The 26,779-nt window shown below is 64.6% G+C and carries 23 protein-coding genes and 1 pseudogene; 23 read left to right on the forward strand and 1 reads right to left on the reverse strand.

The window, feature by feature from the left end:
* The first annotated feature begins 165 nt into the window (after nt 1-165).
* The 16 genes and pseudogenes from REH59_RS12860 to REH59_RS12935 all read left to right on the forward strand — a co-directional run bounded on the left by REH59_RS12860 (nt 166) and on the right by REH59_RS12935 (nt 18,071).
* Complete coding sequence (locus REH59_RS12860) at nt 166-1,575, forward strand: LLM class flavin-dependent oxidoreductase (RefSeq protein WP_003253993.1); 1,410 nt, start codon at nt 166-168, stop codon at nt 1,573-1,575.
* 20 nt (nt 1,576-1,595) lie between these two features.
* On the forward strand, nt 1,596-2,567 hold the full coding sequence (locus REH59_RS12865; RefSeq protein WP_014860490.1) for an AMP-binding protein: 972 nt from the start codon (nt 1,596-1,598) through the stop codon (nt 2,565-2,567).
* Nucleotides 2,564-3,334: an ABC transporter ATP-binding protein gene (locus REH59_RS12870; protein WP_003253991.1), complete on the forward strand. Its 771-nt coding sequence runs from the start codon at nt 2,564-2,566 to the stop codon at nt 3,332-3,334. The genes REH59_RS12865 and REH59_RS12870 overlap by 4 nt, the downstream gene beginning before the upstream one ends.
* On the forward strand, nt 3,331-4,212 hold the full coding sequence (locus tag REH59_RS12875) for a branched-chain amino acid ABC transporter permease (RefSeq protein WP_003253990.1): 882 nt from the start codon (nt 3,331-3,333) through the stop codon (nt 4,210-4,212). The genes REH59_RS12870 and REH59_RS12875 overlap by 4 nt, the downstream gene beginning before the upstream one ends.
* Before the next feature lie 4 nt (nt 4,213-4,216).
* The gene (locus tag REH59_RS12880; RefSeq protein ID WP_003253989.1) at nt 4,217-5,281 is read left to right on the forward strand and encodes a branched-chain amino acid ABC transporter permease; all 1,065 of its coding nucleotides are present in this window, start codon (nt 4,217-4,219) and stop codon (nt 5,279-5,281) included.
* 78 nt (nt 5,282-5,359) lie between these two features.
* Nucleotides 5,360-6,700, forward strand: a pseudogene (locus REH59_RS12885) (ABC transporter substrate-binding protein).
* A 59-nt stretch (nt 6,701-6,759) separates the two neighbouring features.
* A complete protein-coding gene (locus REH59_RS12890; protein WP_014860493.1) occupies nt 6,760-8,094 on the forward strand; it encodes an ABC transporter substrate-binding protein in 1,335 nt (444 codons plus the stop codon).
* Between the two features lie 116 nt (nt 8,095-8,210).
* On the forward strand, nt 8,211-8,987 hold the full coding sequence (locus REH59_RS12895; RefSeq protein WP_320450579.1) for an ABC transporter ATP-binding protein: 777 nt from the start codon (nt 8,211-8,213) through the stop codon (nt 8,985-8,987).
* A gap of 283 nt (nt 8,988-9,270) precedes the next feature.
* A complete protein-coding gene (locus REH59_RS12900) occupies nt 9,271-10,620 on the forward strand; it encodes an OprD family porin (protein WP_004576521.1) in 1,350 nt (449 codons plus the stop codon).
* A 345-nt stretch (nt 10,621-10,965) separates the two neighbouring features.
* Entirely contained in the window at nt 10,966-12,198 is a 1,233-nt protein-coding gene (locus tag REH59_RS12905; RefSeq protein ID WP_014861557.1) for an SfnB family sulfur acquisition oxidoreductase, read from the forward strand.
* A gap of 9 nt (nt 12,199-12,207) precedes the next feature.
* Nucleotides 12,208-12,594: a hypothetical protein gene (locus REH59_RS12910; protein WP_003253982.1), complete on the forward strand. Its 387-nt coding sequence runs from the start codon at nt 12,208-12,210 to the stop codon at nt 12,592-12,594.
* The gene (locus REH59_RS12915; protein WP_003253981.1) at nt 12,591-13,562 is read left to right on the forward strand and encodes a sugar ABC transporter substrate-binding protein; all 972 of its coding nucleotides are present in this window, start codon (nt 12,591-12,593) and stop codon (nt 13,560-13,562) included. Before REH59_RS12910 ends, REH59_RS12915 begins: the two co-directional genes overlap by 4 nt.
* Entirely contained in the window at nt 13,559-14,587 is a 1,029-nt protein-coding gene (locus REH59_RS12920; protein ID WP_014861559.1) for a sugar ABC transporter substrate-binding protein, read from the forward strand. Before REH59_RS12915 ends, REH59_RS12920 begins: the two co-directional genes overlap by 4 nt.
* Nucleotides 14,584-16,122: a sugar ABC transporter ATP-binding protein gene (locus REH59_RS12925; protein WP_014861560.1), complete on the forward strand. Its 1,539-nt coding sequence runs from the start codon at nt 14,584-14,586 to the stop codon at nt 16,120-16,122. Before REH59_RS12920 ends, REH59_RS12925 begins: the two co-directional genes overlap by 4 nt.
* Nucleotides 16,106-17,083 carry an ABC transporter permease gene (locus tag REH59_RS12930; protein ID WP_128573841.1) on the forward strand — a complete coding sequence of 326 codons (978 nt, stop codon included), beginning with the start codon at nt 16,106-16,108 and terminating at the stop codon, nt 17,081-17,083. The genes REH59_RS12925 and REH59_RS12930 overlap by 17 nt, the downstream gene beginning before the upstream one ends.
* Nucleotide 17,084: 1 nt before the next feature.
* Entirely contained in the window at nt 17,085-18,071 is a 987-nt protein-coding gene (locus REH59_RS12935) for an ABC transporter permease (RefSeq protein ID WP_014861562.1), read from the forward strand.
* Between the two features lie 66 nt (nt 18,072-18,137).
* Here REH59_RS12935 and REH59_RS12940 read toward each other — a convergent pair whose 3' ends face one another.
* On the reverse strand, nt 18,138-19,376 hold the full coding sequence (locus REH59_RS12940; protein ID WP_320450580.1) for an acyl-CoA dehydrogenase family protein: 1,239 nt from the start codon (nt 19,374-19,376) through the stop codon (nt 18,138-18,140).
* 338 nt (nt 19,377-19,714) lie between these two features.
* Between REH59_RS12940 and msuE the strand changes: the two genes are divergently transcribed.
* The 7 genes from msuE to REH59_RS12975 all read left to right on the forward strand — a co-directional run bounded on the left by msuE (nt 19,715) and on the right by REH59_RS12975 (nt 26,708).
* Complete coding sequence (gene msuE, locus REH59_RS12945; RefSeq protein WP_003253975.1) at nt 19,715-20,275, forward strand: FMN reductase; 561 nt, start codon at nt 19,715-19,717, stop codon at nt 20,273-20,275.
* Nucleotides 20,276-20,301: 26 nt separating this feature from the next.
* A complete protein-coding gene (gene sfnG / locus REH59_RS12950) occupies nt 20,302-21,393 on the forward strand; it encodes a dimethylsulfone monooxygenase SfnG (RefSeq protein ID WP_014861564.1) in 1,092 nt (363 codons plus the stop codon).
* 11 nt (nt 21,394-21,404) lie between these two features.
* On the forward strand, nt 21,405-22,535 hold the full coding sequence (locus REH59_RS12955; RefSeq protein WP_014861565.1) for an AMP-binding protein: 1,131 nt from the start codon (nt 21,405-21,407) through the stop codon (nt 22,533-22,535).
* Nucleotides 22,536-22,544: 9 nt separating this feature from the next.
* Nucleotides 22,545-23,378 carry an ABC transporter ATP-binding protein gene (locus REH59_RS12960; RefSeq protein ID WP_014861566.1) on the forward strand — a complete coding sequence of 278 codons (834 nt, stop codon included), beginning with the start codon at nt 22,545-22,547 and terminating at the stop codon, nt 23,376-23,378.
* Nucleotides 23,354-24,235, forward strand: a complete 882-nt coding sequence (locus tag REH59_RS12965) for a branched-chain amino acid ABC transporter permease (protein ID WP_014861567.1) — start codon at nt 23,354-23,356, stop codon at nt 24,233-24,235. The genes REH59_RS12960 and REH59_RS12965 overlap by 25 nt, the downstream gene beginning before the upstream one ends.
* A 12-nt stretch (nt 24,236-24,247) precedes the next feature.
* Nucleotides 24,248-25,315 (forward strand): branched-chain amino acid ABC transporter permease, encoded by a 1,068-nt coding sequence (locus tag REH59_RS12970; RefSeq protein ID WP_003253970.1) that lies wholly within the window; start codon nt 24,248-24,250, stop codon nt 25,313-25,315.
* 67 nt (nt 25,316-25,382) lie between these two features.
* Nucleotides 25,383-26,708 carry an ABC transporter substrate-binding protein gene (locus REH59_RS12975; RefSeq protein ID WP_004576529.1) on the forward strand — a complete coding sequence of 442 codons (1,326 nt, stop codon included), beginning with the start codon at nt 25,383-25,385 and terminating at the stop codon, nt 26,706-26,708.
* Nucleotides 26,709-26,779: the final 71 nt, after the last annotated feature.

Consider the following 26,779-nt stretch of genomic DNA (forward strand, 5'->3'; position numbering starts at 1 on the left):
GTTGTACAGCTGATCAGCAGTGATGTCGTCCTGCAGGCATTAAAGCTGCTTCGAGTAATCTCTATGTAATTGTAAATAAAGAAAATATTTATTGGCATGGATTGTGTTGAGAGAGCATTGAGAGGCGCCGAAACAGGGTGCCGAGCCTATCGATCAGGAGCCCCCATGCCACGTGAAATTCGTTTGAACGCCTTCGAGATGAACTGTGTCGGCCATCAGTCGCCCGGACTCTGGAGGCACCCCAAGGATCGCGCCTGGCAATACAAGGATCTGGAGTACTGGACGGATCTGGCCAAGTTGCTTGAGCGCGGTAAGTTTGACGGCATCTTCATCGCCGACGTGATCGGCATCTACGACGTGCTGGGTGGCAATGGCGATGCGGCCATCCGCCAGGCGACCCAGGTTCCGGTCAATGATCCGCTGGCGCTGATCACCCCGATGGCGCTGGTTACCGAACACCTCGGTTTTGGCCTCACCGCCTCGCTGACGTTCGAGCACCCGTATCCTTTCGCCCGGCGCCTGTCGACCCTGGATCACCTGACCAAGGGGCGCATCGGCTGGAACATCGTTACCTCGTACCTCGACAGCGGCGCGCGCAACCTCGGGCAGAAGGCGCTGAGCGACCACGATGCGCGCTACGACTACGCCGACGAATATCTTGAAGTGCTCTACAAGCTGTTCGAGGGGAGCTGGGAAGAGGGCGCTGTGCTGCGTGATCGCGAGCGCGGCATTTTCAGCGATCCCAGCAAGGTTCATGAGATCCGCCACCAGGGCAAGCACTTCCAGGTGCCCGGCATCCACCTCTGCGAGCCTTCGCCGCAGCGCACGCCGGTGCTCTATCAGGCGGGGGCGTCGAGCCGTGGCAAGGACTTCGCAGCCGGACACGCCGAGTGCGTGTTCGTCGCCGCACCGTCCAAGGTGATCCTGAAGAAAACCGTGGCCGACATCCGCCGTCGCGCTGCCGAGGCCGGGCGTGATCCACGCAAGGTGCTGATCTTCAACCTGCAGACAGTGATCGTCGACGAGACCGACGCCAAGGCTCAGGCCAAGTGGCAGGAGCTCACGTCATATACCAGCTACGAAGGTGCGCTGGCGCTGATCTCGGGATGGACGGGTATCGACTTCGGCCAGTACCGGCCCGACCAGGTGCTCAAGCATATCCATACCAATGCCATTCAGTCGGCAGTGGAAACCTTTTCCACCGCCGACCCCAATAAGCAATGGACGGTGCAGGAACTGGCCGATTGGGTTGGTATTGGCGGCTTCGGCCCGCTGATCGTCGGCAGTGCGCAGACCGTCGCCGACGAGCTGCAGGCCTGGGTCGAGGAAACCGACGTGGACGGCTTCAACCTGGCTTACGTCCTGGCCCACGAAACCTTTCGCGATGTGGTCGAGCTGTTGGTGCCCGAGTTGCAGAAACGCGGTGTGTACAAGACCGAATATCGTTCCGGAACCCTGCGCGAGAAGCTGTTCGGCGATGGCCCGCGACTGCCCGCCAACCATCCTGGCGCTGGCTATCGCGACCTCAGCCAGCAGCGCGAAAACGTCGATGTCAACCTGGCCGAGCCGGCCTGAATCGGCAGAGGAGTCATCGCATGAGCATTCATGAACGCTATCCGCCGTTGCCCGACGTAGTGGCCGACAGCGCCCTGACGGCGCTGCAGCGTTGGGCCAGAGAACGGCCGACACAAATCGCCCTGCGTCATCGCCGTCTTGGTGCGTGGAAGGCCTGGCGCTGGATCGATGTGCAGCACGAGGTCGAGCGGGTTGCCAACGGCTTGCGCCAGCAGGGGTTCGGCCCCGGGCAGCGCCTGGCATTGAGTGGCGCCTTCGAGCCGAGCCTGCTGATTCTGGCGTTGGCTGCCCACCCGCTTGGCGGCCACAGTCTGGTGATTGGCCGCGACAGCCGTGGCGATGAGCTGCAACGGCAACTGCGCCAGGCGCGTCCGACGTTCGCCTTCGTCCAACGCCGTGAAGACGTGTCGCACTGGTTGGGCAGCGGCCTTGCCGAGCTGTGGCCACTGCGTTTGTTTTCCGCCCAGGCCACTGTCGTGAGCAACGGCTTGTGGCAGGTGCAGCCGCTGTCGACGGTGTTTGTCGGCGAGGCGCCGGTGGCGCAGCGCCAGGGTTGGGCGCAGGGCGCCGAAGATGACGTGCTGTGGGTCGATGAGGGCACCGAATGGCGTGAGGGACTGGGGCATTTGCTGAGCCGTTGGTTGCACCATGGCGAAAGTCTAGCCTTCCCGGAAACGAGCGAGTCTGCTGGTCGCGACCGTCGCGAAATCGCCCCGACCGGGTTGTTGTTGTCCGCTGCGGGGGTCGAGGCGCTGGCGGGCGAAATCGATGCCCGCCTGGCGCCACCAGACAGTTGGCGACGGCGTCTGTGTGACTGGACGCTGGAGAATCCACACCAGGGCTTGCGTCGCTGGCTGAAGCAGCGGGTGCGGCGTCTGCTCGGCTTCCATCGCTTGCGCCGGATCGAGGTGCCAAGTGCGTCTGCCAGCGTGGCGCTACAAGGCCCGGCACGCTTGTCATGGCTGCACGAATATCTGGAGCGCGCGGCATGAGTGCTTTGCTGGAGGTGCGCAACGTGTCGCTGTCGTTCAAGGGCGTGAAGGCGATTTCCGACTTGTCCTTCAGCGTCAGGCGCGGCGAGATCTGCGCCCTGATCGGGCCGAATGGCGCCGGCAAGAGCTCGCTGCTGAACATCCTCAATGGCGTCTACCGGGCCGATGCCGGCCAGCTGTTCTTCGCCACCGAGCCGTTGCGCCGGCCGCACCCGCTGCAGGCGGCGCGGCTGGGGATCGGCCGTACCTTCCAGAACAATGCGCTGTTCAAGAAGATGAGTGTGCTGGACAACCTGCTTACCGGTCTGTCGCGTTTCCAGCGCAGTTTCTTTCTCGAACAGGCACTGGGCCTGCCACGTGCCCGGCGCGAGGCCCGGGCTTTCGCCGAGCGCGCCGAGCAGGTGCTGGAGTTCCTCGAGCTGCAGCCCTGGCGCGACGTTGCCGTGGGCAGCCTGGCCTATGGCCTGCAGAAACGCGTGGAGCTGGGGCGTGCGCTGATCGCGCAGCCGACCCTGCTGCTGCTCGACGAGCCGATGGCGGGGATGAACGCCGAAGAGAAACAGGACATGAGCCGCTTCATCGCCGATATCAACCGTGATCTCGGCACCACGGTGATTCTCATCGAACACGACATTCAGGTGGTCATGGGGCTGTCCAGCCACGTGGTGGTGCTGGACTACGGGCGCAAGGTCGGCGATGGCACACCGGCCGAAGTGCAGGCCAATCCCGATGTGATCGCCGCCTACCTGGGAGCGCCACACGGATGAACTTCTTCCTGGAAACCTTGATCGGCGGCTTGCTCGCCGGCACCCTGTATTCGCTGGTGGCCATCGGCTTCGTGCTGATCTACAAGGCCAGCGGCGTGTTCAACTTCGCCCAGGGCGCGATGCTGCTGTTTGCTGCGCTGACCTTCGTCAGCCTGCACGAGCAGGGCCTGCCGTTCGCCCTGGCGTTGGCCCTGACCGTACTGGTGATGATCGTCGGCGCGCTGCTGATCGAGCGCCTGGTGCTGCGGCCCCTGGTCAATCGCTCGCAGATCACCCTGTTCATGGCCACCCTTGGCCTGTCGTTCATCATCGAGGGCCTGGCCCAGGGCTTGATGGGCGCCCAGGTACGCGCGCTGGATCTGGGCATCGAGGACGTCCCGCTGTTCGTCGGCGAACTGATGATCAGCCAGTTCGACCTGGTTGCCTCCGGCGTTTCCGCCTTGTTGGTGGCGGTGCTGGCGCTGCTGTTCAACAAGACCCGCATCGGTGTGGCCTTGCGGGCGGTGGCCGACGATACCCGCGCGGCGCTGTCGCTGGGCATCAACCTCAACCGCATCTGGCAGATCGTCTGGGCCGTGGCCGGAATGGTCGGGCTGGTGGCCGGGCTGCTCTGGGGGGCGCGTCAGGGCGTGCAGTTCTCGCTCTCGCTGGTCGTGCTCAAGGCGCTGCCGGTGCTGATCATCGGCGGCTTCACCTCGATTGGCGGAGCCATCGTCGGCGGGCTGATCGTCGGTGCCGCCGAGAACCTCGCCGAAGCCTACATAGGCCCGCTGATCGGCGGCGGCATCACGCCCTGGTTCGCTTATTTCCTTGCCCTGATCTTCCTCTACATCCGTCCGGCCGGCCTGTTCGGCGACCGGGCCACCGAACGGGTATGACGCAATGACCGCTACCGTTTCACGCCTGGGCGCCGGCTTCGACGAGGCGCCGCTGACCCTGGTGCGCCGTCGCTGGCCAGTGGGCCTGCCGTTGTTGCTGCTGGTGGCCTTCGTCGGCTTGCCCTGGCTGGGCAACGACTACTGGCTCAACGCGATCCTGATTCCCTTCCTGGTGCTGTCGCTGGCCGGGCTGGGGCTGAACTTGCTGACCGGCTACACCGGGCAGACCTCGGTCGGTGCCGCCGGCTTTATGGCGGTGGGCGCCTTCGCCACCTACGGCCTGCTGCTGCGTGTGCCTGGGCTCCCGTTGCCGCTGGCGCTGATCGGCGGCGGGCTGATTGCCGGCCTGGTCGGCTTGCTGTTCGGCATACCCAGTTCGCGGATCAAGGGTTTCTACCTGATGGTCACCACCCTGGCTGCGCAGTTCTTCCTCGAATGGGTGTTCGCCAAGTTTCCCTGGTTCTACAACCATGCCTCGTCCGGCACCATAAGCGCACCGCGCCTGGAGTTGTTCGGCCACAGCCTGGCCTCGCCGGTAGGTCGCTACCTGCTGACCCTGAGCTGCGTGGTGCTGCTGACCTGGGTCGCGGTCAACCTGGTGCGCAGCCAGGTCGGGCGCAACTGGATGGCGATCCGCGACATGGACACCGCCGCCTCGGTGATCGGCATTCCGGTGGAGCGCTACAAACGCCTGGCCTTTGCCGTCAGCTCTTTCTACCTGGGCATCGCCGGGGCGCTCTGGGCCTTCGCCTACCTGGGCACGTCCAGTGCCGGCAGCTTCGATATCAACCGCTCGTTCCAGATCCTCTTCATCATCATCATCGGTGGCATGGGCAGCATCGCCGGCAATTTCATCGGCGCGGCTTTCATCAGCCTCACACCGATTCTGCTCAGCCATGCCGGGCAGTGGCTGTTCGGCGGCAACGTCGATGCCGGGCAATTGCAGAACCTGCAGAAGATCCTCTTCGGCAGCCTGATCATCTGGTTCCTGATCAAGGAGCCGGAAGGCCTGGTACGCCTGCTCGGCGACCTGCGCGAACGCATCAGGGTCTGGCCGCTGCGATTCTGAGCACGACCGCCTCTTTCCATGAACCTTGACCCGACCGCGGGAAAGGAGGTTTTCACCCCAGCACAAGAAGTTCACACCATGCGCAAACCCTTGCATCGTCACCTGCTCGTCAGCCTCTTTGTGCTCGGCGCCCAGGCCCTGTCTCCGGTCGTCACCCAGGCCGCCGACAACCAGCAGTTCATTCCCATGGCCACCTACCGGGTCGGCGCCTATGCCTCCAGCGGGATTCCCTGGTGGGCCGGAGAGATCGACTACTTCCGTTACATCAACGAGGTGGAAGGCGGCATCAACGGCGTCAAGCTGGTCTGGCAGGAGTGCGAGACCGAGTGGAACGTCGACCGTATCGTCGAGTGCTACGAGCGCTACAAAGATGGCAAGGATGGCGCGCCGACGGCGTTCTTCTTCACCCACAGCACTCCGGGCTCCTATGCGCTGATGGAGAAGGGCGCGGCCGACCGCATCCCGCTGATCGATGGTGCCGGCGGGCGCACCGAGTCTACCGACGGCAGCGTGTTCCCCTATGCCTTCCCACTGCTGCTGAACTACTACGGGCAGGCCTCGGTGGGCATCAACTACATCGCCGAGCGCGAGGGCGGCTTCGACAAGCTCAAGGGCAAAAAGATCGTCACCGTCTACCACGACTCGGCGTATGGCCGGGAAACCCAAGCGCCGATGAAGCTACTGGCGGAAACATACGGCTTCGAGAACATCCAGATCCCGGTGGCCGATCCGGGCAATGAGCAGTCGGCGCAGTGGCGCCAGGTGCGGCAGATCAAGCCAGATTGGGTGTTCCTGCGTACCTGGGGGGTGTCCACTCCGGTTGGCATAAAGACGGCCGCACGCTTCGGCATCCCGGTGGAGCGCATCATCGGCGACGTCTGGGCCGGCTCCGAGGCCGACGTGCTCCCTGCCGGCACGGCGGCCAAGGGCTACCAGGCCCTGGCGCCGTTCCCCGGTGGCGACGGTTTCGAGATTCACCAGCGCCTACGCCAGCACATCCTCGATGTTGGCAAGAGCGACCTGAAGGATAAGCGCTACTTCGGCAAGGTGTACTAAAACATCGGCCTGATCAATGCCGCGATTGCCGTCGAGGCGCTGCGCACCGCCCAGGGCAAATTTGGCAACCGCCCGCTCAATGGTGAGGAAGCGCGCTGGGGCTTCGAGCACCTGAATATCGACGCCGCGCGCCTCAAGGCCAGTGGCTTCGAAGGGCTGCTGCCACCGCTGCAGCTGTCCTGCTCTGATCACGAGGGCGGTGGTGCGGCCCGCGTTCAGCAGTGGGACGGCGAGAAATGGGTGCTGGTGACCGACTGGATCCAGGCTGACCGCACCACCTTGCGTCCGCTGATCGAGGCCAAGTCCGCCGCCTATGCCCAGGAGAAGGGCATCACCCCGCGTAATTGCGCCAACGAGCAATAAACCCCCATGACCTGCGCCCGGCCACCGTCGCGTGGGCCGGGCGCCTGAGGAGAAAGACCATGTATGCAACGCTGAAACGCGGTGTCGCCGCCTTTGGCCTGGCGCTCGCGAGCTACGCCGCGATGCCGTCGGCGGCCCAGGCGGCCAATGAACAATTCTTCCCGCTAGCCACCTACCGAGTCGGTGCCTATGCCTCCAGCGGCATTCCGGTGTGGGCCGGGATGATCGACTACCTGCGCTACATCAACGACGTCGAAGGCGGCATCAATGGCGTCAAGCTGGTCTGGCAGGAGTGTGAGACCGAGTGGACGGCGGAGAAGGGCATCGAGTGCTACGAGCGCTTCAAGAACGGCCTCAATGGCGCTCCGGTAGCGGTCTACCAGCCCAATGGTGCGCCGGCTGCCTATGCCCTGGCGGACAAGGCCGAGGCCGACCGGATCCCGCTGATCACCCTCGGCTATGGTCGTACCGAGGCCACCGATGGCCGCGTCTTTCCCTACAACTTCCCGGTGATGCTGACCTTCTACAGCGAGGCTTCGGCATTCATCAACTACGTGGCCGAGCGCGAGGGTGGGCTGGACAAGCTCAAGGGCAAGAAGATCGCAACCGTCTACCACGACTCCGCCTATGGCCGGGAAACCCAGGGGCCGCTGAAGCTACTGGCGGAGAAGTACGGCTTCGAGAACATCCAGATTCCCGTCGCCGACCCGGGTAACGAGCAGGCCTCGCAGTGGCGCCAGGTGCGCCAGCTCAAGCCGGACTGGGTATTCCTGCGCACCTGGGGCGTGTCCACCCCGGTGGCGATCAAGACTGCGGCGCGCTTCGGCTTTCCGGTCGATCGCATCGTTGGCGACATCTGGGCCAGCTCCAATGAAGACGTGCTGCCGGCCGGCGAGGCGGGCAAGGGTTATCTGGCCCTGACGCCCTATCCGGGCGGTGCCGACTTCGACATCCACCAGCGCATCAAGGCACACATCCTCGACAAGGGCAAGAGCGACCTCAAGGATCCGAAGAGCTTCGGCAGCGTCTACTACAACTCCGGCCTGGTGAATGCCGCCATCGCCGTCGAGGCGATCCGCGCCGCGCAGAAGCACTTCGGAGCGCGGCCGCTCAATGGCGAGGAAGGTCGCTGGGGCTTGGAACACCTCGATCTCGACGATGCGCGGCTCAAGGCGATCGGTTTCCTGGGGCTGATGCAGCCGCTGAAGCTGTCGTGCAGCGACCACGAGGGGGGCGGTGCCGTCAAGGTGCAGCAGTGGGATGGCCAGCAGTGGAAGCTGATCACCGATTGGGTGCAGGCCGATCATGTCACCCTGCGCCCCCTGATTGACGCCAAGGCTGCCGAGTACGCGAAAGAGAAAGGCGTGACCCCCCGTGCGTGTGACGCGCCGTGAGCGCTCGCTTTTCACCTGTGGCAGGGGCTTTAACCGCGACCGGCACGGGCAACGCATTTCAAGGCTTTGGGGCGGCAGGCGCCGCCCGCTGAACGACGACCAGAGGGCAACAATCCATGACCAGTGCGACTCTTCCAGCCGCCGTCAGCAGCGAGCTGCTGGCAGTGGAGGACATCGAAGTGATCTACGACGGCGCAATCCTCGCCGTGGCCCGTGTATCCCTGCGGGTCGGGCAGGGCGATATCGTCGCCTTGCTAGGCGCCAACGGTGCTGGCAAGAGCACCACACTCAAGGCTATTTCCGGCCTGGTGCAGGCCGACCGGGCGCAGGTCAGCCGTGGCCATATCCGCTTCCAGGGGCAGGACACCGCCGGTGTCGCGGCCAACCTGCTGGCACGCCAGGGTATCGTCCATGTGTTGGAAGGACGGCATGTGTTCGCCCACCTGACCATCGAGGAAAACCTGCGCAGTGGCGGCTTCCTGCGTAACCCGACGCGGCGCCAACTGGAGCAGGATCTGGAGCGCATCTATGCCTGGTTCCCGCGCTTGAAGACCAAGCGCAAGACTCAGGCTGGGCTGACTTCCGGCGGTGAGCAGCAGATGCTCGCCATCGGCCGCGCGCTGATGACCAAACCGCGCCTGGTGCTGCTCGACGAGCCCTCAATGGGCTTGGCGCCGATCCTCGTCGAGGAGATCTTCGCCATCGTCGCCCAGCTCAATGCGCAGGAGGGCGTGAGCTTTCTGGTGGCCGAGCAGAACATCAACGTTGCCCTGCGCCATGCTAGCCATGCCTACATCCTGGAGAACGGCCGGGTGGTGGGTGAGGGCAGTGCTGCCGAGCTGGCCGCGCGGGAAGATATTCAGCATTTCTACCTGGGCGGCAAGGCTGACTGAGCGGTGGCGACGGCTGTGGGACGCTGTGGTCATACCGCCTTTTACTGAGTAGGTGATGTTCCATTCAACGCGGCCCAGGCCGCGTTTTTTTGTCCTGACGAAAGCGCTGTGGCGCCGGCAACAGCAGTTGTGCAGATTGCTCCGCAGACGGTGCATCATATTGTTGAGTAGATTGTTCAAGTGATTGAATAACAATGATTATTTCTGTTGGCATGGTTGTTGGAACAACTGGATTTGCAGCGCCTGGAAAGGCGCCTACCTCGTCATTCCAAGGATCACTGCCATGCGCTCTACCGCTTGCTACAGAACAGCTCTTTCTCTGGCCATCCTGCTGGCCGGCCCCGCGTTTGCCGACAGCGATGATGAAGGCTTCATCGACGGCACGCAGATCCATGTGCTCAACCGCAACTTCTTCTTCAGCCAGGACTATCGCAACGGCGACTTCACCCTCAACCCCAACAAGGGTGAGCGGCAGAGCCTGCATCGTGAATGGGGCCACGGCATCATCGCCAATCTGCAATCCGGTTTCACCCGTGGCACTGTCGGCTTCGGCGTGGATGTGCAGGGGCTGGTCGGGCTCAAGCTCGATGGCGGCAATGGGGCAGTCGGCAATGGTGTCGGCGTGCCCGGCATCGTGTCGCGCTCGGGGAGCAACTTCGATGGCGAGCCCAAGGACAGCTACGGCAAGGTTGGCGCCGCGCTCAAGGTGCGCGCCTTCGACACCGAACTGCGCTATGGCGACGTCAGCCCGACCAGCCCGGTGCTGCACGCCAGCGACATTCGCCTGCTGCCGCAGACACTGCGCGGCTTCATCTTCAACAACAACTCGCTGGATGGCCTGAGCCTGCAGGGCGGCAAGCTGGAGTCGAGCAGTGACCGCAACGCCAGCAACCACCGTGGTGATCTCGGCACCGTCTATGCCGGGCGTATCAAGGGCGCCAACGATGTGGTGTACCTGGGTGGCGATTACCTGTTCAACGACCAGCTCACCTTGCGCCTGCACAGCAGCCGCCTCGACGACGTTTGGAACCAGTCGTTCTTCAGCGTCGACCATGTGCAGCCGCTGGGTAGCGAGCTGAGCCTGAAGACCGGCCTCAATTATTACCGCACCCGTGACAGCGGCCAGGCGCTGGCCGGCCAGATCGACAACGACTCATGGAGCGTGCATGCCGGTGTGGCTGCCGGCGCTCATGGCTTCAAGCTGTCCTACACACGCATCGATGGCGACACGCCGTTCGACTACGTGTGGAACACCTATGACCTGCAACTGGATGCCGCCTCGCAGGTTTCCGACTTCAACAACCCCAATGAGCGAGCCTGGGAAGCCCGTTACGACTATGACTTCGCCACGCTTGGCGTGCCTGGGCTGAGCCTGACGGCCCGCTACGTGCGCGGTACCGACATCGACGGTACGCGCGCGGGGGGCGCTTACAGCTACTTCAATGGTACCGAGGACGGCCGCCACTGGGAGCGCAACCTGTGGCTGAAGTACGTGCTGCAGAGTGGGCCGGCCAAGGACCTCTCGTTCAACCTGATGCAGGCCACCCACCGCGTCGGTGGCGATCACGTCGCCGAGTCCAACGTCGACGAACTGCGCCTGATCGTCCAGTACCCGCTGGATATCAGCCTCTGAGAACCTGCTCACGATCTCGCGAGATAACGCCATGCAACACCGATGGCGGCCCCGCAAAAACAGGCGCGGCGCGGTCGGAGTCGCGCTCGACTTCATCCGCTGTAAATGAGCAGTCCGACCACGCTGGCGCTCCAGCCTTTTTTAACGCAGGAGGGCCGACGCGCAGCAGGTCGTGAACAGGTCTGAGGCAAGTGTCCGCCCGGCAACAGCCAATCCACAGTTTGCCGCCACAGGTGCTTTTCCAATTATCTGGATTGCGAATCAAGTCATTGAATATAAAGGATTTTCCAGGTTGGTACGGGCTGTGCAGTAGCCCTGGAGAATCCATCACGCTTGGAGCAACACATGACTCAGTCAGAACCCGCCGATCTGCGCGAGCAGGTCAGCTCGGCGCCTCGGCGCCCGGCACAGATCATCCGTAGCGACGCCGAAGCCATCGAGGTGGCGCAGCGCTTGGCCGAGGATTTTGCCCGTGAGGCAGCCTGGCGTGATCGCGAGCGGCGCCTGCCCTGGGAGGAACTGGATCGCTTCTCCGAAAGCGGTCTGTGGGCAATCAGCGTGCCCAAGGCGCACGGCGGCGCCGGGGTATCTTATGTCACCCTCAGCGAGGTGATCGCGACCATCTCCGCCGCCGATTCATCGCTCGGCCAGTTGCCGCAGAACCACTTTGGTGTGCTCAGCAACCTCGGCCTGACCGGCAGCGAGGCGCAGAAGCGCCGCTACTACGCCAAGGTGCTGCAAGGCTACCGTTTCGGTAACGCCTTTTCCGAAGCGCGCAGCCAGTACGTCACCACCTTCCAGACGCAGATCCGCTTCGACGGCGACAGCGCCGTGCTCAATGGCGAGAAGGCCTACTGCACGGGGGCACTGTTCGCCCACATCGTCCCGGTCGCGGGTGTCGACGAGGAGGGCCGCCCGCACATCGCCTTCGTGCCACGCGATGCAGCTGGCCTGACGGTGATCGACAGTTGGGATGGCTTCGGCCAGCGCATCACAGCCAGCGGCCAGGTGCGTATCGAAGGCGTGCGAGTGCCAGCGAGCGAGGTGATACCGGCCTGGAAGGCCTACGACCAGCCAACCGCTGATGGCCCGATCTCGCAGATCATCCAGGCCGCCGTGGACACCGGCATCGCCCGTGGCGCCTTTGCCGAAACCCTGCGCGTGGCGCGTCAGGCACGCCCCTGGGTCGACAGCGGCTTGCAGCACGGCTGGCAGGATCCACTTGGCCAGGCGCTAATCGGCGAGCTGGCCTGGCGCCTGCAGGCGGCCGAGGCGATCTTGCAGCGCGCTGCCGAGGCGGTCGATCGCGCCATCGCCGAGCCTGGCGAAGAGCACGTTGCTGAAGCCTCAGTGGTGGTCGGCCAGGCCAAGGTGCTGTCTACCGAGATTTCCCTTGAGGCGTCCAGTCGCCTGCTGGAGCTGGGCGGCACGCGCAGCGTCTCGGCCAGCCAGGGGCTGGACCGCTTCTGGCGCAATGCGCGCACCCACACGCTGCATGACCCGGTGCGCTGGAAGTACCACCTGGTCGGCAATCAACTGCTCAACGGCATCAAGCCGCAACGTCATTCCTGGAACTGAGGTCACGCCATGTCCAACACCCATTCCCAAGGCCGGGGTGACCTGGCCCACGCCCGTCATGTCGAGGCAGCTCTGCTTGACTACCTGCGCGGGCAGAGTGCTCGCCATGAAGCGCTGGTCATCGCTGCAGTCGGCGAGTTGCGCATCCGTATCGACGCCGCCGACGCGTTGCTGGCACGCGCCGACGCCTCGCAGTCGGCCGCCATCGCTTTTCGTTTGGGCGCCGCCGAGGCCGCGCGCCTGGCCGCGCAGACGCATTTCGAACTGGTGGGCAGTAGTCTGCCGCGTCCGCAGCCGGGCAGCGCCGAACCGGCACTGCCCACTCAACGGCGACTGCTTGGCGACCACTACCTCAACGGCGCCGCCTTGGCAGATCAGCAAAGGGTGCAAGCATGAGTCGAATCCTGACGTTGCTCACCGCCCTGGTGCTGGCATTGGCGGGCGGCCTGACACAAGCCGAGGAGGAGGGCGAGGCCGTGCCGTCGCTGGCCGGCAAGCGCATTGCCGTGAGCATGACTGGCACCAGTCATTACTTCGACATCAAGGCGTTCCAGGCGCAGGTCAATGAGATCAAGCGCCTGGGCGGCACGCCGATCACCCTCGACGCCGGGCGCAACGACCGCAATCTGGTCACACAACTGAACACGGTGGTCACGCAAAAGCCCGATGCGGTGATTCAGACCCTCGGCACCCTGAGCGTGATCGACCCCTGGCTCAAGCGCATCCAGGCAGCAGGCATCCCGCTGTTCACCATTGATGTGCCATCGCAGTACAGCCTCAACAACACCACCTCGGACAACGTTGCGGCCGGCCGCGCGTTGGCCGAACAGCTGGTGCGCGACACCGGCGGCAAGGGCCGCATCCTGGTGTTCAACGGCTTCTACGGGGTGCCGGTCTGTGCGATCCGCTACGACGAGTTGAAGAAGGTACTGGCCGATCATCCGCAATTGCAGATCGTCCAGCCGGAGCTGCGTGACGTGATTCCCAACACCGTGCAGGACGCCCGCAGCCAGATCGCCGCGCTCCTGAACAAGTACCCCAAGGGCGATATCGCTGCCATCTGGTCGGCCTGGGACATCCCTCAGCTCGGCGCCAGCCAGGCGCTGATCGACGCCGGGCGCAGTGAGATCCGCACCTATGGTGTGGACGGCACGCCGGAGGTACTGGAGCTGCTCGCCCCTGACAACTCGCCCATCGGCGCGGTGGTTGCGCAGCAGCCCGACCTGATCGGCCGCACCGCCGTGCGCAACGTTGCCCGCTACCTGGCCGGCCAGCGTGATCTGCCGAAGGAAACCCATGTCGCCGCGCTATTGACGACCCGCGACAACCTGGCTCAGGTCAAGCACCTGCGAGGTGACCAATGAGTGACAACGACTGCTCCGGCATTTCCCGGCGCGGCCTGCTCGGCGCGTCTTCGGCGATGCTCGCTCTCGGGCTTGCCGCACCATTGACCCGCACCATGGCGGCTGGAGCCGACAGCGGTGCCGAGGCCAGTGCCACAGTGCCTTCGCTCAAGGGCAAGCGCATCGCCATCAGCACCGTGGGCACCAGCATCTACTTCGACAGCCGGGCCTTCAAGGCGCAGGTCGAGGAGGTACAGCGCCTGGGCGGCACGCCGATCACCCTGGATGCCGGGCGCAACGACAAGGCCATGGTGACCCAGTTGCAGAATCTGGTGACGCAGAAGCCCGATGCAGTGATTCACACCCTCGGCACGCTGAGCATCATCGAGCCCTGGTTCAAGCGCATCAGCGCCGCCGGCATCCCGCTGTTCACCATCGAGGTGCCGTCGCAGTACGCGGTCAATACGATTTCCGCAGACAACTGGAGCACGGGTTTGCTGCTGGCCAAGCAGTTGGTGGCCGATCTGCGCGGCAAGGGCAGGGTGCTGCTGTTCAATGGCTTCTATGGCGTGCCGAGCTGCGGCATTCGCTATGACCAGTTGAAGCTGGTGAGCAAGTTCTACCCGCAGATCGAGTTCATCCAGCCGGAGTTGCGCGACGTGATTCCCAACACCGTGCAGGATGCCCGCAGTCAGGTTGCCGCCTTGCTCAACAAGTACCCCAAGGGTGAGCTCGACGCGATCTGGGCGGCCTGGGATCTGCCGCAGCTCGGTGCCAGCCAGGCGCTGATCGAAGCCGGGCGCAATGAAGTGCGCACCTATGGCGTCGACGGTACGCCCGAGGTGCTGGAACTGCTGCGCCAGCCCGGCAGCCCGGTGGCTGCAGTGGTGGCGCAGCAGCCTGCGTTGATTGGCCGGACGGCGGTGCATAACGTCGCCCGCTACCTGGCCGGCGAGCACGATCTGCCGCCCGAAACCTTCGTCGAGACCCTGCTGACCACGGCGGGCAACGTCGATGACGTCAAACGCATCCGAGGCGACGCATGAGTACGCCGGTGCTGGAGCTGCGTGGCATCGTCAAGACCTTCGGTGCCACCCGGGCGCTCGACGGCGCCAGCCTGCGGGTGGCGGCGGGCAGCGTGCACGGTCTGGTGGGCGAGAACGGCGCCGGCAAGTCTACGCTGATCAAGGTGCTGGCCGGCATCCACCGCCCGGACGCCGGCAGCCTGCTGCTCGACGGCCAGCCGCACGGGCATTTCAGCCCGCGCCAGGTGGAGCGCCTGGGCATTGGCTTCATCCACCAGGAACGCTTGTTGCCGGCCCGTTTCACCGTGGGTGAAGCCTTGTTCTTCGGCCACGAACGGCGATTCGGGCCCTTGCTCGATCGCCGCTCCCAGCAGCGCGAGGCCGCGCGTCTGCTGGACGACTACTTCGGCCTGCGACTGCCGGCGAATGCGCTGATCGGTGAACTGAGCAGCGCCGAGCAACAGATGGTGCAGATCGTCCGCGCGCTGCTGATCAAACCGCGTGTGCTGGTGTTCGACGAACCCAGCGTGGCCCTGGTGCAGCGTGAGGTGGAGCGTTTGCTGCGGATCGTCCAGCGCCTGCGTGACGATGGCCTGGCGATCGTCTACATCTCCCATTACCTGCAGGAAATCGAGGCCCTGTGCGACCGCGTGACGGTACTGCGCAACGGTCGCGATGTCGCTGAAGTCTCCCCGCGCAACACGTCGCTGGAGCAGATCACCCGGCTGATGGTCAACCGCGAAGTCGGCGAGCTGTACCCCAAGGTAGCGGTGCCTGCCGGTGCGCTGTTGCTCGACGTGCGCGGGCTGGGTCGGGCACGGGCCTACCAGGGCATCGACCTGCAGGTGCGCCGTGGCGAGATCGTCGGCCTCACCGGGCTGGTGGGCTCGGGCGCCAAGGAGTTGCTACGCAGCCTGTTCGGCCTGGCGCCACCGGACAGCGGCGAGGTGCGCCTGGACGGGCAACCGTTGTCCTTGCGCAGCCCGCGCGAGGCTGTCGCCCAGGGCGTCGCGCTGATGCCCGAGGAGCGCCGTCGGCAAGGCGTGGCGCTCGACCTGAGCGTGCAGGAGAACACCACCCTGGCGGCACTGTCGCGCTTCGTCCGCCTGGGGCTGCTGTCGCTGGCGCGCGAGCGGCATACCACCCTGGAGCTGATCGAGCGCCTGAGGATCAAGGCCCCTGGCGCGCATGCCAAGGTGCGTCAGCTCAGCGGCGGCAATCAGCAGAAGGTGGCGCTGGCCAAGTGGTTCGCGCGGTGTTCCAGCCTGTACCTGCTGGACGAGCCCAGCGTTGGCATCGATGTTGGCGCCAAGGTGGAGATCTATCGGCTGATCGGTGAACTGGTGAAGGAGGGCGCCGGGGTGTTGATCCTCTCGTCCGACCTGCCGGAGTTGATCGGCCTCTGCGACCGCATTCATGTCATGCACCGCGGCGCCATCGCCGCACGTTTCGCCGCTGGCGAGGCGAACAGTGACCGCCTGCTGGCGGTGGCTACCGGCGCGCAACGCGCGCAGAACGAGGAACGACCTTTTTATGCCTATGCCATTGCTATCTGATGCCTTCCACCCGCGATTCGCGCAGTGGCTGCTGCGCCGTGGCGCGCTGCTGGCCTTCGCCGCGATCCTGTTGGCCTTCGCCCTCAGTGCGCCGAACTTCCTCACCCCGAGCAACCTGGTCAATGTGCTGGCCCAGTCGGCGATCCTCGGCAGCCTTGCCTTCGGCCTGACCACGGTGATCATCGGCGGCGGCTCGAACGTGGTGTCCGGTGGGCTTGATCTGTCGCTGGCGGCCAACCTCGGGTTGTCCGCTGCGGTCTATGCCAGCCTGAACAACGCCGGTTTCGGCGATGTTGTCAGCATCGCCGCGACGCTTGGCACTGGCCTGGCCATCGGCACGCTGAATGCGCTGGTGGTGGTCGGTTTCCGTTTGCCGCCGCTGCTGGCAACCCTGGCCACGATGAACCTGGTGGCCGGGCTGGAACTGGTGCTGACCGAAAACACCGTGCTGCCCAGCACTTCGCCGTTGCTGGAAGGGCTGGCCTTCGGTAGTTGGCTCGGCGTGCCAGCCCTGGCCTGGGTGCTGCTGGCGGTCGGTGGCGTGCTGATCATGTTGATGCAGTACACGCCATTCGGCCTGCGCCTGTACGCCATCGGCGAATACCCGGAGGCGGCTAATGCCGCTGGCCTGTCGGTGCGTGGCTACGTGTTCGCCAGCTACCTGATCAGCGGTCTGTGCGGCAGCCTGGCCGCGTTTTGTTCAGCGGCCTGGTTCAGCGGCAGCACCACCGGTTCCGGCGAGATGCTGTTGTCGGTGGTGGCCATCGCTTTTCTTGGGGTGATCTTCTCCCAGCGTCTGCAGCCGAGCATCGGCGGCACGCTGCTGGCAACGATGCTGGTCGGGGTGCTGATCAACGGCTTCCAGCTTCTGAATATTTCCAGCTTCTGGGTCGACGGCGTGCAGGGTGTCCTGATCCTGCTGGTGGTGGCCCTGTCCGGTTTGCGCAACAAGGAGGCCTGAGATGTCCGATTCGTTATCCGCCCCGCAGCCTGCCGGTCTGACCGGGCTCTCTGGCCAGGCGTTGCTGCGCCTGGTCATGCCGACGCTGTTCGCCGCCGTTCTACTGTTCTTCGCGTTGAAGGCACCCGGCTTTCTCACCGTCGGCAACCTGTCCAGCCTGTTATTGAACAATTTTGTGTTGCTGGCCATCGTCTCCATCGGCATGACCTACGCCATCGCCGCGGGTGGCATCGACCTGTCAGTCGGCACTGCGCTGGACTTCTCGGCGCTGACCTTCGTCCTGCTGCTCAATGCCGGCTTCGGGCTCTATGTCGCGATTCCCGGTGGGCTGCTGGCTGGCAGCCTGGCCGGGTTGTTCAATGCCGGGCTGATCGCCGGGCTGCGTATTTCCCCTTTTCTGGCCACCCTTGGCACGCTATTCATTGGCAGCAGCGTGCAAAAGCTGCTTTCCGATGGCGGACAACCGATCTACCTGGAGGCGCAGGTGCGCAGCGGCTTGGCCAGTGAGCGCTTGCTCGGCGTGCCGCTACCCTTGCTGCTGGTGGCACTGTTGGCGCTGATGTATGGCGTGGTATTGGCGCGTGGCCGCTTAGGCCGGGAGATCATCGTCCTTGGCAGCCAGCCACTGGTGGCGCGTTATTCGGGCCTGGCGCAGCGACGTATCGCTGCCCTGGTGTTCATCGCCAGTGCCTTTGCCAGCGCGCTGGCGGGCATCCTGCTGCCGGCCACGGTGAACGCCTACGCGCCGATGTCCGGCAATGCCTTCCTGATGAATGCCATCGGTGCGGTCTTCATCGGTGCCACGCTGAGCCTGCACAACCGGGTCAACGTACCCGGTACACTGCTCGGTGTGCTATTTCTCAACGTCACGGCCAACGGTCTGCTGCTGATCGGCTGGAATTTCTTCTGGCAGCAGGTGGCCACCGGCGTTCTGATTCTCTCGGTTCTGCTGTTCAGTTTTGCCAGTCGGCGGCTCGGCGCTGGCTAGTTCTGGCGTTTCGGGCGAAACGCCAGTGCCGTGACGAGGCCTGGGGGTGTGCCCCAGGCCATGCTTTCAGGACTGCTTGGCACCGCCACCGATCTGCCAGACATAGGGCGGTTCGCTGCCATTGACGTGCCAGTCGCCGATGATGCGTTCCTTGTAGATCACCGGGTTGTGCGAGGCGGCAGTACGGGCGTTGCGCCAGTGGCGATCGAGCTGTTTGGTGGTGCTGGTACCGGAGGCGCCGAGGGTGTTGAACAGGTCGCTGGTGGCACGCAGCACCCATTCGATGGCCGCCACCTGGGCCTGGGCCGATTCCAGTTCGGCGGCGATGTTGGCCTTGCGCTCGGCGTTCTCGTCATTGCCGAAACGCGCCAGGTAGGCTTGCTGCGCGGCCTCGCTGGCGCGCAGGGTACCTGCCTCGGCGGCGTAGATCAGGCCGGAGGCCTTGCCGATAACCTGCAATACCTGTGGATCCTCGCTTACCGCTGCGCCATTGCCATGGCTGAACACGCGCGTGCGCTTGCTGGTTTCCTGGCTGAAGTCACGCACGGCGGCGCGGCCGGAACCGACGATGACGGCGAGCAGCACCAGTTGGTAGAAGGCCGTCTGGTATTTGAAGCGGGTGGCGAAGTCGATGATGTTCTCTTCCTCGACCACCGCGTTCTCGAACACCGAGGTGCCGCTGCCGGTGGTGCGCTGGCCAAAACCATCCCAGTCGTCGCTCTGGGTGATCCCGGGTTGGTGGGTACGGATCGCTGCGATCACGTCGCCACCGGTGTCGTCTCGGCGGGCGAACAGGTCGATCCAGTCGGAGAAGAGGCTGCCGGTGCTGTAGTACTTGGTGCCATTGACCACCCACTGATCACCCTGGCGCGACACCCGGGTGCTGACGTCGCCGATCTTCACTGCGCCCACCTCCGTCCAGGCGCAGCCCACCAGATCGCCGTCGACGAAGCGTTTGAACCAGACGTCCTGTGGGGTGCTGGCATGGGCGTTGAGGCGGTCCTCGACAAAAGCAAAATGCCCGCGCAGTGCCTGCGGCACATTGGAGTCGGCTTCGGCCAGTTCGATCAGCAGCTGGAACAACTGTGGCAGGGAAGCGCCGGCACCGCCCTGTTCGACGGGTACACGCGCGGCGCCGAAGCCGGCTTCCTTGAGCCACTGGATGGGCTCATGGGGCAGGGTGCGGTTGCGCTCGCGTGCCACGCTGGATTCGGCGATGCGGGCAAAGATGGGGCGGAAGCGGGCGGCAAGGGATTCGTAGTGGGTACCGGTAGACAGGTGGGGCAGTGGGGCTTGGGCGGTCATCGCAGTTCTCCTCGATTGATGCGATTGCTGACGGTGACGCTCTCGCAAACTTCGTGCCTTGCAGTGAATGCCTTTTAAATCAACGGGTTGTGATCATTCTGGTGGGGCGGGCTGTTCGCTCGCCGACAGCTTGCTGAATGACTGTTGGTGGGCGGTCAATTGCGTTTTCCGGGGCAACTGTTGGCCGAGGGTCAGTGGTTCAACAGCTTGTTGGCCAAAAGACAGTTCAGGCTGCTAGCGCTAGCGTTCAAGTACTTGAATTTAAAGGTTTTAATGGGTTGGCACGGTTGCTGCTCAAGCTCCCTCAGGTAATGCCCGCTGGGCAAGGAAGGATGAGCATGAACGCACGTGTTATCAGGGTCGTGGTGGTGTCCGGCAGCCTGCGGGCTCCATCACGCACCCATGGTCTGCTGCAGGCCCTGGTGGAGCGGCTGCCGGCCGTGTTGCCGAAGCTGGAGGTGCACTGGGTGCGCATCGCCGAGTTGTCCGCCAGCCTGGCCGGTTCGCTGGAGCGCGATAGCGCCTCGGCTGACCTGCAACCGCATTTGCAGGCCATCGAGCAAGCCGACCTGCTACTGGTCGGCAGCCCGGTGTATCGCGCGTCCTACACCGGTTTGTTCAAGCACCTGTTCGACCTGGTCGATTACCAGTCGCTCAAGGGCGTGCCCGTGGTGCTTGCCGCCACCGGTGGTAGCGAGCGACATGCCTTGATGATCGATCACCAGTTGCGCCCGCTATTCGCTTTCTTCCAGGCCCACACCCTGCCGTACGGCCTGTACGCCAGTGTCGAGTCTTTCGACGATCAGCGCCTGGCTGACCCTGCGCAGTTCGAACGGATCGAGCGGGTACTCGATACCGTCGGCGCCTTCTTTCATATCCCGGTCGCCCGCGCGGCCTGACTTTCCGAGTTACAGGAGACATCGCCATGAGCCAACCGATCAAATTCGCCTACTGGGTTCCTAACGTCAGCGGTGGCCTCGTTGTCAGCAAGATCGAACAACGCACCAGCTGGGACATCGATTACAACCGCAAGCTGGCGCAGATTGCCGAGCGTTCCGGGTTCGAGTACGCGCTTTCGCAGATCCGCTTCACCGCCGGCTATGGCGCTGACAACCAGCACGAGTCGGTAACCATCAGCCACGCGCTGCTGGCCGCCACCGAAAAACTCAAGGTGATCGCCGCGATCCTGCCCGGACCCTGGACGCCGGTATTGGCAGCCAAGCAATTGGCAAGCATCGACCAGTTCACCGCGGGCCGCATCGCCATCAACGTGGTGTCCGGCTGGTTCAAGGGCGAGTTTCGCGCCATCGGCGAGCCATGGCTGGACCATGATGAGCGCTATCGCCGATCCGAGGAGTTCATTCGTGCCCTGAAGGGCATCTGGACGCAGGACAATTTCAGCTTCCACGGCGATTTCTACCGTTTCAACGACTACACCCTCAAGCCCAAGCCGCTGCAGCACCCGCACCCGGAAATCTTCCAGGGCGGGAGCTCGCGGGCCGCGCGCGACATGGCCTCGAGGGTCTCCGACTGGTACTTCACCAATGGCAACAGTGTCGAGGGCATCAAGACCCAGGTCGACGATATCCGCACCAAGGCAGCGGCCAACGGGCATTCGGTGAAGGTCGGGGTAAACGCTTTCATCATCGCCCGCGACACCGAGGAAGAGGCCCGCGCGGTGCTGGCAGAGATCATCGCCAAGGCCGACCCGGAGGCGGTCAACGGCTTTGGCAGTGAAGTGAAGAACGCCGGTGCGGCCAGCCCGGAAGGCGAGGGCAACTGGGCCAAGTCGACCTTCGAAGACCTGGTGCAGTACAACGACGGCTTCAAGACCAACCTGATCGGTACGCCACGGCAGATCGCCGAACGCATCGTCGCGCTCAAGGCGGTCGGCGTCGACCTGATCCTCTCCGGCTTCCTGCACTTCCAGGAAGAGGTCGAGTACTTCGGCAAGCATGTGTTGCCGCTGGTGCGCGAACTGGAGCAGGAGAAGCATGCCTCCCTCGCTGTGGCCTGAGGTGCGTGGCCATGCATGAGGCGCTCGCGGACAACCTGCCGGCCAGCTTGCTGGCCCGGGCACATCAACGTGGGGCGAACGTTGCGTTGCGCCACAAGCGTCTAGGCCTGTGGCAGGCGCGCAGCTGGGTGCAACTGCTGGCCGAGGTGCAGAGCCTGGCCACCGGGCTGCGCGAGGCCGGCTTCGCGGCCGGCGACAGTCTGCTGATCGTCAGCCGGCCGCGCCCTGAGGCGCTGCTGGCAAGCCTGGCGGCGCAGTGGCTGGGCGGCGTCGCGGCACTGCTCGATCCGCTGATGCCCGACGCGGAGCAACTGACGCTGTTGCGTGAACTGCAGGCCGGTTTCGTCTTTGCCGAAGGTCAGGAGGAGGTCGAGCGGGTGCTGGCGAGCGGTCATGTACCGGCATTGCTGTTCTACGCCGATGGCCGTGGCCTGGCGGATTCCGGGTTGCCGAATTACGCTCGCCTGGCCGCGCAGCTGCCCGATCCTGCCTTGGCGGTGCAGGCGCAGAGCGAGCGCCCAGCGTTCAGCTTTCACCGGCTGGATGCCGATGGCCAACTTCAGCAGCACGGGCTCAGCCATGCCGAGGTGCTGGGCGAGGGGCGTCGGCTGGTCGAACAGGAGCGCCTGACGGCGGCCGAGGAAGCCTTGGCCTCCCGCAACTTCGCCACCAGCGGCCAGGCCCGCTACCTGCTGGCGCCTTGGCTGCTGGCAGGCTTTCGGATGAATTTTCCGGAGAGCCTGGCGACCCGCGACACCGACCGCCGTGAACTCGGCCCGACCCTGGTACTCGGCACCCACGACAGCTACGGCCGCCTGTATGCACTGGCGCAGCAGCGTCTACCGCTGCCGGGCAGCCTGCTGCGGCGCTGGCTGGACTGGGCGCTTGACGCGCGCGGTGGGTTGCTGCGCAACGGCCTTGGCCACGTGTTGCTGCGTCGGCCGCTGGGCGATGTGCTGGGCCTGAGCCGCACCCGGGTGCCGCTACTGGTCGGTGAGGCCCTGCCGGGCGAGGTGCAGGCGTTCTTCGCCGCCCTTGGGGTGGCGCCGCGTATCTGGCGGGAGGCGCCCCGCTGGCAGGCCGTGCGCAGCCCCCGTTCATCCCTCGCTGCTCGGTCGCAAAGCCGGGTTCAGCCCGTCTGAGGAGTGTTCATGTCGAATTCCCCGTTGCTGGAACTGGAGGGCATCAGCCTGTCGTTCAAGGGTGTGAAGGCCATCAGCGACATCGGCTTCAGCGTCGCCGAAGGCGAGATCTGTGCGCTGATCGGGCCCAATGGCGCGGGCAAGAGCTCGCTGCTGAACATCATCAATGGCGTCTACCGGGCGCAGCAGGGGCGTATTCGTTTTGCCGGGCAGCAGCGTCGGGTGATGCACCCACATGCAGCGGCACGCGACGGCATCGCTCGCACCTTCCAGAACATCGCGCTGTTCAAGGGCATGAGCGTGCTCGACAACGTGCTCACCGGGCGCAACCTCAAGCGCCGCAGTTCCTGGCTGGAGCAGGCGTTGCGCATCGGCCGCGCGCCGGGCGAGGACGATCGCCAACGCGCCGCCGCCGAGCGGGTCATCGAGTTTCTGCGCATCCAGCCGTGGCGTGACGAAATCGTTGGCACCTTGCCCTATGGCCTGCAGAAGCGGGTCGAGCTGGCCCGTGCGCTGGCCGCCGAGCCTCGCTTGCTGCTGCTCGACGAGCCGATGGCCGGGATGAATGCCGAGGAGAAGCGCGAAATGAGCCGCTTCATCGTCGAGATCAACCGCGAGTTCGGCACGACGGTGGTGCTGATCGAGCACGACATCGGCGTGGTCATGGGCATTTCCCACCATGTGGTGGTGCTCGATTACGGCCGCAAGATCGGCGACGGCTCCCCCGAGCAGGTTCGCCGCAACCCCGACGTGATCGCGGCCTATCTGGGTGTCCGCCCGGCGGCGGCTTCGGGGCTGTTCCCACACAGGAGCGCGACATGGCATTCTTTTTCGAAGTGCTGATCGGTGGCCTGCTGGCCGGGGTGATGTACTCCCTGGTGGCCATCGGTTTCGTACTGATCTACAAAGCCAGCGGTGTGTTCAACTTCGCCCAGGGGGCGATGGTACTGTTCGCCGCGCTGACCTTCGTCAGCCTGCTGCAGCGCGGCGTGCCGTTCTGGCTGTCCTTTCTCGTCACCCTGGCGACGATGATCGCCCTGGCGCTGCTGATCGAACGGGCGGTACTGCGGCCATTGGTCGGGCGTTCGCCGATTACCCTGTTCATGGCCACGCTCGGCCTGGCCTACATCATCGAGGGCGCCGCCCAGGCCCTGTGGGGCGCCCAGGTTCACGGCCTGGAGCTGGCCATCAGCGACGCGCCGCTGGAACTGGGTGGCTTGCTGCTGTCGCAGTTCGACCTGTTCGCCGCCGCAACGGCGGCGGCCCTGGTGGTGCTACTGTCCTTGCTGTTCAACCGCACGCGCATCGGCCTGGCGCTGCGTGCGGTGGCCGACGATCCCCGCGCGGCGATGAGCGTCGGTATCCGCCTGCCGAGGGTGTGGGCGGTGGTCTGGGCGGTGGCCGGGTTCGTCGGGCTGGTCGCCGGGCTGCTCTGGGGCGCGCGCCTGGGGGTGCAGTTCTCGCTCTCGCTGGTGGTGCTCAAGGCCCTGCCGGTGCTGATCATCGGCGGCTTCACCTCGATCAGCGGGGCGATCGTCGGCGGCCTGATCATCGGCGCTTCGGAGAAGCTCGCCGAGGTGTACCTCGGGCCGCTCATCGGCGGCGGCATCGAAAACTGGTTTCCCTATGTGCTGGCCCTGCTGTTCCTGCTGGTGCGTCCGGCTGGGCTGTTCGGCGAGCGCGCCATCGAGCGAGTCTGAGGAGCGTCGATCATGCTGTATCGAGAAGCGGGTCAGTTCAGCGTGCGTTACGCCGACGACCGACGATTCTTCCGCCTGCGCCAGGATCGGCTGGGCCTGGCGGCCTTGGTCCTGTTCGCCTTCATCGGCGTGCCACTGCTGGGCAACGATTACTGGTTCAGTGCCATCCTGATCCCATTTCTACTGCTGTCGCTGGCCGGCCTAGGGCTGAACCTGCTGACCGGTTATGCCGGGCAACTGTCCCTGGGTTCGGCGGCGTTCATGGCAGTAGGTGCCTTCGCGGCCTATAATTTCGAGCTGCGCGTGGCGTGGCTGCCGCTGCTGGCCAGCCTGCTGCTCGGCGGCCTGGTGGCGGCGCTGGTGGCCGTGGTGTTCGGCCTGCCAAGCCTGCGCATCAAGGGCTTCTATCTGCTGGTGTCGACACTGGCGGCGCAGTTCTTCGTGCCATGGGCGCTGACCCGCTTCAGTTGGTTCAGCAACGACAGTGCCTCGGGGGTGATCAGCGCGCCGCCGCTGCTGATGGCCGGGTATGACTTTTCGTCGCCGGCCGGGCGCTACCTGCTGACCCTGGCGGTGGTCAGCGCGCTGTTCTGGCTGGGCGCCAACCTGGTGCGCAGCGAACTGGGGCGCAACTGGATGGCGGTGCGCGACATGGACACCGCCGCCGCAGTGATCGGCATCCCCCTGTTGAAGACCAAACTGCTGGCTTTTGCCATCAGCGGCTTCTACCTCGGCGTGGCCGGTTCGCTCTGGGCCTTCACCTACCTGGGCACGGTGGAGCCACACGGCTTCGACCTGAACCGCTCGTTCCAGATCCTGTTCATCATCATTATCGGCGGCCTGGGCAGCATCCTCGGGAACTTCCTCGGCGCCGCCTTCATCGTGCTGTTCCCGGTGCTGCTGTCGAACCTGGCCGGGTTGCTGCCGACCGGGCTGATCGATGCCGGACAGATAGAGAACCTGCAGAAGATGGCCTTCGGCACGCTGATCATCATCTTCCTGATCAAGGAACCGGAGGGCCTGGCGCGCCTCTGGCAACGCTTTCGCGAGCGCACTCGGCGTTGGCCGTTGCGCCACTGAGCGAACCTTCGCACCGGGCTTCGCCCGCCTTATGCCACTGCCCACTGATTTGTAAAGGATAACCACGATGTCGACCCGATCCGTCCTCGGCCGCCTGGCGCTGGCCGTGAGCCTAGCGGCCGGTGCACTCAACGTGCACGCGGCCAATGAACAGTATTTCCCCCTGCAGAGCTACCGCGTTGGCCCCTATGCCGCAGGTGGTACTGGTTTCTTCGGTGGTTTTATCGATTACCTCAAGTACGTCAACGCCCAAGGCGGCGTGAATGGTGTCAAGCTGACCTGGAGCGAGTGCGAGACTGAATACGTCGTGGAGAAGGGGGTGGAGTGCTACGAGCGCCTCAAGGGTGGGCTCAACGGCGCACCGGCTGCCGCCACCAATCCGCTGTCGGTGGGTATCGCGTATGCCACCCTGGAACGCTCCACGGCCGACAAGCTGCCGCTGATCACCATCAACCACGGGCGTACCGACTCCACCGATGGCAGCGTGTTCCCTTACGTCTTCCCGCTACAGCTCAATCCCTATTCCGAGGTATCGGCCATCGTCAACTGGATCGCTCAGCAGGCAGGCGGCGAGCAGGGCCTCAAGGGCAAGAAGATCGTCACGCTCTTTCACGGTTCGCCCTATGGCAAGGAAACCAACGGGGTGCTGCAGGCCCTGGCGGACAAGTACGGTTTCGAGTTGACCCTGCTGGAGGTGCCGCACCCCGGTAACGAGCAACAATCGCAATGGCTGAACATCCGCCGCCTGAAGCCGGACTGGGTCATCCTGCGCGGCTGGGGCGTGATGAACCCGGTGGCGCTGAAGACCGCGCAAAAGGTCGGTTTCCCTGCCGACCGCATCATCGGCAATATCTGGAGCAATTCCGAGGAAGACGCGGCGCCTGCCGGTGCCGCGGCCAAGGGCTTCATCGCCATCACCACGCATCCGTCCGGTACCGAGTTCCCGGTGCTGCAGGGCATCGAACAGGCGGTGGTGGACAAGGGCCAAGGCGACCTGGCCGATCCGAAGCGCTTTGGCACCGTGTACTACAACCTCGGCGTGGTCAACGGCATCCTCAACGTCGAGGCATTGCGTCTGGCTCAGGAGAAGTTCGGCAGGCAACCGCTGAGTGGCGAGCAGGTGCGTTGGGGCTTCGAACACCTGAACCTGGACGATACCCGCCTGCAGGCACTCGGTGCCAAGGGGCTGGTGCAGCCGCTTAAACTGTCCTGCTCCGACCATGAAGGCGGTGGCGCGGTGCGCTTCCAGCAGTGGGACGGGCAGAAGTGGAAACTGATCAGCGACTGGGTACAGGCCGACCGCGCGTTTTTGCGGCCGATCATCGAGGCCTCGTCGCATCAATATGCCAAAGAGAAGGGTATCACCCCGCGTGATTGCAGCCAGGAAGGCTGATCGCGCGGGCAGGGCCGGTGGCGTCCCCCCGGCCTGTCTTCAGCCCTGCGCAGTTCGGGCGCCGCCGCGCA

The sequence above is a fragment of the Pseudomonas sp. BO3-4 genome (assembly GCF_034044115.1).
Taxonomy (GTDB): Bacteria; Pseudomonadota; Gammaproteobacteria; order Pseudomonadales; family Pseudomonadaceae; genus Aquipseudomonas; species Aquipseudomonas alloputida.

Bases quoted from the DNA above. Each gene is read 5' to 3' on its own strand.
- REH59_RS12905 (WP_014861557.1), top strand. From the start codon at position 10,966: ATGACTCAGTCAGAACCCGCCGATCTGCGCGAGCAGGTCAGCTCGGCG.
- REH59_RS12970 (WP_003253970.1), top strand. From the start codon at position 24,248: ATGCTGTATCGAGAAGCGGGTCAGTTCAGCGTGCGTTACGCCGACGAC.
- REH59_RS12930 (WP_128573841.1), top strand. From the start codon at position 16,106: ATGCCATTGCTATCTGATGCCTTCCACCCGCGATTCGCGCAGTGGCTG.
- REH59_RS12890 (WP_014860493.1), top strand. From the start codon at position 6,760: ATGTATGCAACGCTGAAACGCGGTGTCGCCGCCTTTGGCCTGGCGCTC.
- REH59_RS12865 (WP_014860490.1), top strand. From the start codon at position 1,596: ATGAGCATTCATGAACGCTATCCGCCGTTGCCCGACGTAGTGGCCGAC.
- REH59_RS12895 (WP_320450579.1), top strand. From the start codon at position 8,211: ATGACCAGTGCGACTCTTCCAGCCGCCGTCAGCAGCGAGCTGCTGGCA.
- REH59_RS12940 (WP_320450580.1), bottom strand. From the start codon at position 19,376: ATGACCGCCCAAGCCCCACTGCCCCACCTGTCTACCGGTACCCACTAC.
- msuE (WP_003253975.1), top strand. From the start codon at position 19,715: ATGAACGCACGTGTTATCAGGGTCGTGGTGGTGTCCGGCAGCCTGCGG.
- REH59_RS12900 (WP_004576521.1), top strand. From the start codon at position 9,271: ATGCGCTCTACCGCTTGCTACAGAACAGCTCTTTCTCTGGCCATCCTG.
- REH59_RS12935 (WP_014861562.1), top strand. From the start codon at position 17,085: ATGTCCGATTCGTTATCCGCCCCGCAGCCTGCCGGTCTGACCGGGCTC.
- REH59_RS12920 (WP_014861559.1), top strand. From the start codon at position 13,559: ATGAGTGACAACGACTGCTCCGGCATTTCCCGGCGCGGCCTGCTCGGC.
- sfnG (WP_014861564.1), top strand. From the start codon at position 20,302: ATGAGCCAACCGATCAAATTCGCCTACTGGGTTCCTAACGTCAGCGGT.
- REH59_RS12880 (WP_003253989.1), top strand. From the start codon at position 4,217: ATGACCGCTACCGTTTCACGCCTGGGCGCCGGCTTCGACGAGGCGCCG.
- REH59_RS12955 (WP_014861565.1), top strand. From the start codon at position 21,405: ATGCATGAGGCGCTCGCGGACAACCTGCCGGCCAGCTTGCTGGCCCGG.
- REH59_RS12925 (WP_014861560.1), top strand. From the start codon at position 14,584: ATGAGTACGCCGGTGCTGGAGCTGCGTGGCATCGTCAAGACCTTCGGT.
- REH59_RS12910 (WP_003253982.1), top strand. From the start codon at position 12,208: ATGTCCAACACCCATTCCCAAGGCCGGGGTGACCTGGCCCACGCCCGT.
- REH59_RS12875 (WP_003253990.1), top strand. From the start codon at position 3,331: ATGAACTTCTTCCTGGAAACCTTGATCGGCGGCTTGCTCGCCGGCACC.
- REH59_RS12960 (WP_014861566.1), top strand. From the start codon at position 22,545: ATGTCGAATTCCCCGTTGCTGGAACTGGAGGGCATCAGCCTGTCGTTC.
- REH59_RS12975 (WP_004576529.1), top strand. From the start codon at position 25,383: ATGTCGACCCGATCCGTCCTCGGCCGCCTGGCGCTGGCCGTGAGCCTA.
- REH59_RS12965 (WP_014861567.1), top strand. From the start codon at position 23,354: ATGGCATTCTTTTTCGAAGTGCTGATCGGTGGCCTGCTGGCCGGGGTG.
- REH59_RS12860 (WP_003253993.1), top strand. From the start codon at position 166: ATGCCACGTGAAATTCGTTTGAACGCCTTCGAGATGAACTGTGTCGGC.
- REH59_RS12915 (WP_003253981.1), top strand. From the start codon at position 12,591: ATGAGTCGAATCCTGACGTTGCTCACCGCCCTGGTGCTGGCATTGGCG.
- REH59_RS12870 (WP_003253991.1), top strand. From the start codon at position 2,564: ATGAGTGCTTTGCTGGAGGTGCGCAACGTGTCGCTGTCGTTCAAGGGC.